The 5,799-nt window shown below is 68.3% G+C and carries 4 protein-coding genes; 3 read left to right on the forward strand and 1 reads right to left on the reverse strand.

Annotated features, from left to right (window positions below; translation table 11 throughout):
• Positions 1-690 (reverse strand): SDR family NAD(P)-dependent oxidoreductase (locus tag A9X05_RS09785; protein ID WP_067780947.1); only part of this gene is annotated, 690 nt, incomplete at its 3' end.
• 86 nt (positions 691-776) lie between these two features.
• Between A9X05_RS09785 and A9X05_RS09790 the strand changes: the two genes are divergently transcribed.
• The 3 genes from A9X05_RS09790 to A9X05_RS09800 all read left to right on the forward strand — a co-directional run.
• Complete coding sequence (locus tag A9X05_RS09790) at positions 777-1,763, forward strand: diacylglycerol kinase family protein (RefSeq protein WP_067749288.1); 987 nt, start codon at positions 777-779, stop codon at positions 1,761-1,763.
• Between the two features lie 445 nt (positions 1,764-2,208).
• Positions 2,209-5,448, forward strand: coding sequence for a thioester reductase domain-containing protein (locus tag A9X05_RS09795; protein WP_067749291.1), 3,240 nt, complete (start codon positions 2,209-2,211; stop codon positions 5,446-5,448).
• Positions 5,449-5,468: 20 nt separating this feature from the next.
• Positions 5,469-5,799 (forward strand): metal-dependent hydrolase (locus A9X05_RS09800; RefSeq protein WP_197498992.1); only part of this gene is annotated, 331 nt, incomplete at its 3' end.

Below are 5,799 nucleotides of genomic sequence, written 5' to 3' on the forward strand. Positions count from 1 at the left end.
GGCCCCGAAATCGGCGTCGGTGGACACGATGCGGTCGACGGCCAACACCGCCGCGTCGCCCAGCTTGCGTCCGGAGTTGCCCTGCAGGTTGGTGTGCGACCAGCCGGGGTGGGCGGCCAGCGCGCGCAGTGGAGAACCGACGGCGTCCAGGCGCCGCTGCAGCTCCTTGGTGAACAGCAGGTTGGCCAGCTTCGACTGGCTGTAGGCCAGCCACGCCGAATACGGGCGGGAGCGCCAGTTCAGGTCCTTGAGGCTGACGTAGCCGAAGTGGTGCATCAGCGAGGACACCGTCACCACCCGGTCGGTCAGCTTGGGCAGCAACAGGTTGGTCAGCGCGAAATGGCCGAGGTGGTTGGTGCCGATCTGGCCCTCGAAGCCGTCGGCGGTCACCGCGTGTTTGGTGGCCATGATGCCGGCGTTGTTGACCAGCACGTCCACCGCCGTCATCTCGTCGGCGAAGCGCCGCACCGAGCCCAGGTCCTGCAGGTCGAGGTGGCGGACGTCGACGTCACCGCGCATCCGATCCGCGGCGGCCTTGCCCTTCTCGGTGTCGCGAACGGCCAGCACGACGCGGGCGCCGGCCCGGGCCAATTCGCGGGCGGTCACTTCCCCCAGTCCGGCGTTGGCGCCGGTGATCACGACGGTGCGTCCGGCGAAGGAGGGCAGGTCTGCTGCGGTCCAACCAGGCATGCAGCCCACCCTAACTACGTGATGCCTCCCACCCGAACGCCGCAGGTATCGTGCGTGGGATGGCCGGTGGAACTCCGACGCCGCGGATGTATTTAGGGGTCATCGTCAATCCGCTCGCGCGCAGGAATCGCGGCGCGCGCGGTGACCGCGTCGCCGAGCTGCGCCGCATCGTCGGTCCGTGGGGCGAGGTCCACGAAACCGCCTCGACCGAGGAGCTGGGCAAGACCCTGGACGGGCTCCACCCGCGGGTCACGCACCTCGTGGGCGACGGCGGCGACGGCGCGCTGCACTGGTTGATCAACGAAATCGAGCGCTGCGAAGCCGATCCGGAACGCTGGCCGACGTTCGTGCCGTCCAACGGCGGCAGCGTCAACGCCGTCGCGCGCAAGGCGCGGGTGCGCGGGCGGCCCGACGCCATCGTCCGCGCCCTGGTGGCAGCCGCCGAGGCGAACCGGCCCCCGCCCGAAATGCGTTTGGACACCCTGCAACTCGACGGCGAGACCGCGGACGGCGCGGCGTTTCATCGCCTGTGTTTCGGACTCGCCGCCGGCGGCGTCGGCAACCGGTTCTACGACATGTATTACGGAAAGCCCGACCACGGCCGTACAGAGGTCGCCCGGGTGATCGGCCGTTCGTTCCGCGATTACCTAGCGTCCAAGGTCGGCCGTTCGCGGGCGTCCAGTTACTCGTCGGTGCTGTTCACCCCAACGCGTGCCCGGGTCGTCATCGACGGCGAGGAGGTCCCGTCGCGGACGCACCGCGTGCTGCACGCGGGAGCGATCGACCTGCGGATCGGGGGACCGTTCCGGCTCTTCCCGAAGGCCGAGAATCCCGGCGCGCTGCATTTCCAGGCCGGCGAGATACGGCCCTCGCGGATCGTGGTCCAGCTGCCCGCGGCACTCACCAATGGCACGCTGCGGGGTCCCGGGGTTCGCGACGTGAACGGCCGCGAAATGACCATCGAGGCCGAGGGGGAGCCGCTCTCGCCGATCATCGACGGCGAACGCTTCGTCGGGATCACCCGGTTGGTGGCCCGGGCCGGCCCCCGCATCCGGGTTGCCCAGCCGAGCTGACTCCGTAGCTCAGTAGGTCAGCAGCGGCGAGACGGCTCCCGTGGCGCATCTCACTCGCCGCCGGGAATGCGAAGCTCGATATTGGGGTTGCTATGGCCTTTGCGGTGCGAATACGAAATGCACCCCGGATTCGGCCGAAGTCATCCCAGGAGAAATCATGATGCTGAGAAATACGTACCTCAGTATCCGCACGGATGCGACAAGGCCCGGGCGATAAATGCGCTGTTCAACCCATAAACGTGAATACTGAAGTCCGTAGATGCGGATCCCATGATTGTCGACGGGTGCCGGTAGTTAAGTCCATCCTGTGAGATTAATGTGCGGTCTCCGGAAATGCCTTGCACGCTTTGCTCAACATCCATCAACGGCGTTACATTGGGCGTTATCAATTGATCCGAAAAGTTCTTATCGCTCATAGTTGACCCGGAAGGGGGTGGCTCCTGCGATGGAGACGCTCATTGACCATCTGCACATGCGCGAAGCCCAAACACCCGACAAGACCCTCTTCCGCTTCGTCGACGACGAAGGCCGCGAGCTGGAGCACTACACCTATCGGAGCTTCTCCGAGCGGACGCGCGAGCTGGCCGCGTACCTGTCGACCGAAGCCGGGCTGCGGCCGGGCGATCGAGCGTTGCTCGTCTACCCGCCCGGCCTGGAGATGGTCGCGGCGTTCTACGCCTGCGCGCGGATCGGGGTGATCGCCGTGCCGGTCAGCCCGCCGCTGCCGATGTCGTTCGAGTCGGGTCTGGCCAAGCTCAGCTTCATCGCCCGCGACTGCCAGGCCAAGGCGGTGCTATCGACCAAACAGTTCGAGTACGACTACCGCATGCTGCTCAACCACCTTGACGGCGGCTCGCCGTGGGCGGAGGCCCAGCGGCCCCCGGAGCTGCCCTGGTTCAGCACCGACGGCACGCAGGAGTTCGGCGGCGCCCACGTCCCCGACACCCCGGAGCCGGTGCTCTTCCTGCAGTACACCTCCGGATCCACCAGCGACCCGAAGGGCGTGGTGGTCAGCCACGCCAACGTCATCGCCAACGCCTCGGCCTTCGCGGGTGGCGAGGTGCTGGTCAGCTGGCTCCCACAGCACCATGACATGGGCCTGATCTCCGCCTACTTGTTCATCCTGCTGGTCGGCGGCACCACGCACGCCATGTCACCGCTGGACTTCCTCAAGCGGCCGTCGTCGTGGCTGCGGCTCATCAGTGACGTGCGCGCGACCCACACGCCGGTGCCCAACTTCGCCCTCGAGTTGTGCCTGCGCGAGGACAAGCTGCCCACATCCGAGCTCGCCGGGATCGACCTGAGCAGCCTGGAGAACATCGTCGTCGGCGCGGAACCGTTGCGCGCCAGCACGTTTGCGCGCTTCCGGCAACGGTTCGCCCCCTACGGCCTGGAACCCAACGCCCTTACCGGCGCGTACGGCATGGCCGAGAACACCCTGATCGTTTCGCTTCGCGGCCGCCAGACGCTGGCGCTGAACAAGCGTGCGCTGGAGAGGAACCTCGCGCGGGTCGAAAAGGCCCAGCCGGAGAACAGCAACCAGGCCCCGGTGGTCAGCTGCGGCAAGCCGATCGACGGCAACGTGGTCCGCATCGTCGACCCCGAGACCGGCGAGGCCCTCGGGGAGGGCCGGGTCGGCGAGGTCTGGCTGGATGGCCCGTCCAAGGGCGGCGGCTACTGGAACCGCCCCGACGTCACCGCGGAGGCGTTCGCGGCCCGCATCGCCGGCGACACCGAGCGCACCTACCTGCGAACCGGCGACCTCGGCTTCCTCTACGAGGGCGAGCTGTTCGTCTGCGGCCGCAGCAAGGACCTGATCATCGTGCGCGGCGTCAACTGCTACCCCTCCGACATCGAGGGCATCGTGGAGCGGTCTGCCCCGCAGGTGCGCGGCGGCTGCGTGGCCGCGTTCGCGGTGGAGCGCGACGACCAGGAGGTGCTGGCCGTGGTGGCCGAGGTCCGTGACGCGGGAGCGCTGCCGGACGGCAAGGCGCTGGCGCGGGCCATCCGCCGGCATGGCCACATCGACCCGCACACCATCGTGTTCGTGCCGCCGCACACCATCCCCAAGACCACCTCGGGCAAGATCCGGCGGTCCTCGACGCGTCAGCTTTGGCTGGACGGCGAGCTGCCCGTCCTGGCGAGCTACACGCACCAGGCCCACGAATGGGCGCAGACCGACCCGGGCCCGCTGGACCGGTTCCGCAACCTGATCGAGAGCTACGACCTCACCGGCGAAGAGGACTGCTCCTTCGCGGACCTCGGCATCGACTCGCTGGCGCTCGCCGAGCTGCGCGCCGACCTGCAGGCCCTGCTGGAAGAGCATGGCGCGGGGGAGCTGGCCGAGGAGGTCAACACGCGCCTGCTCCAGCGGCTCACGGTGGCCGAATTCTTCCGCCTGATGCGGCAATTCGGCGGGGGGTCCGGCCAGCCGCTCGATGCGCTGCGTCAGGCGCTGGACCAGATTTCGACCGAGTACGAGGCCTACGAGGTCGCGCGGATGCGGGCCGACGCCCAGCTGCCCCTGCCGGCGTTGCCGCCGGCGCGGTCGGGGGCCCCCGGCGACATCCTGCTGACGGGCGCGACCGGCTTCCTGGGGCCGTTCCTGGTCGCCAGCCTGCTCGGCCGGACGTCCCTCACGGTCCACGCGCTGATCCGCGCCACGGATCCCGCGCACGGGCTGGACCGGATCGTCGCGTCCCTGCGCCGGGCCCGGCTGTGGACGCCGGCCCTCGAAGCCGAGGTCCGGGCGCGGGTGCGCGTGGTCTGCGGCGACCTCGCCGAGCCGCAGCTCGGCATCGGCGAGGAGGGGTTCCGGCGCCTGGCCGAGAGCGTCGACGCCATCCTGCACAACGGCGCCCTGGTCAACTACGTTCGGACCTACGACGCCCTGCGCCCGGCCAATGTGATCGGGACGCACGAGCTGCTGCGGCTGGCGATGACGGCGCACCGCAAGACCTTCCACCTGGTCTCGAGCACCTTCATCTACGGGTGGAGCGTCAAGCCGGTGGTCGGGGAGTCCGACGCCAACCTGGAGATGAACGCCCTGGACTTCGGCTACTCGCAGACCAAGTGGGTGGCCGAGCAGCTGGCCTTCGCCGCCCAGCGGCAGGGGCTCGACGTGCGCATCTTCCGGCCCTCGCTGATCTCGCCGACCAGCGCGGGCTTCGGCAGCGGCGACGACATCCTGGTGCGCACCGTGGCGTTCATGATCGAACACGGCATCGCCGCCAACGCGCTCAACCAGCTCAGCCTGCTGCCTGCGGACCTGATCGCCGACCACATCGTCGCGCTGATGGACCTGCCGGCAGACGAGGGCACCGTGTTCAACATGACCGCGGACGACTACTACAACCTGATGGACATCACCCGCGTCCTCTCCGAGCGCTACGGCTATCGCTTCGACTACCACGACATCCCGGCATTCGCCGCCGAGATGAACCGCCGCTGCACGACGCGGGACCCGATCTACCCGCTGGTCGACTTCCTCACCCGGTCGGCCGACAAGATCGCGGCGATGCGGGACAAGCGCTACGGCAACTCCCAATACCGGAGTGCGCGTGCGCTGGCCTCGGTCGGCCTGCGTGAGCCGTCGCTCACCGACACGGTCGAGAATCTCGTCCGGTTCTTGCGCAGTGAGCGCCTGATCACCGAGGCTGAGGCCGAGGCGCAACGCAGCGCCTAGTTTCCCAAGGGGGTTCTTCCATGTTCACCGTCGACGACCAGGCGACGGGCCCGCATGACGCCTCGCTCGACCACGAGCGGATCGTCCTGCAGGCGCGCGACGTCGAGTTCGACTGGGCGACGCTGCCGTTCTACTACGTGCCCAACGAGCCCTTCACCACCCATTTCTGCAACGTGCTGCACCTGCTGCTGCCCGCAGGCGAGGAGTTCATCGTCGACGCGTTCAAGAACGCGTTGCCGCTGATCAAGGACGACCAGCTGCGGCTGGACGTGCAGGGCTTCATCAGCCAGGAGGCCATGCACTCCCAGGCTCATTCCGGGGTGCTGGATCACTTCGCGGCCAAGGGCGTCG

It is taken from the genome of Mycobacterium sp. E3298 (assembly GCF_001666895.1).
GTDB lineage: Bacteria > Actinomycetota > Actinomycetes > Mycobacteriales > Mycobacteriaceae > Mycobacterium.

Bases quoted from the DNA above. Each gene is read 5' to 3' on its own strand.
- A9X05_RS09795 (WP_067749291.1), top strand. From the start codon at position 2,209: ATGGAGACGCTCATTGACCATCTGCACATGCGCGAAGCCCAAACACCC.
- A9X05_RS09790 (WP_067749288.1), top strand. From the start codon at position 777: ATGTATTTAGGGGTCATCGTCAATCCGCTCGCGCGCAGGAATCGCGGC.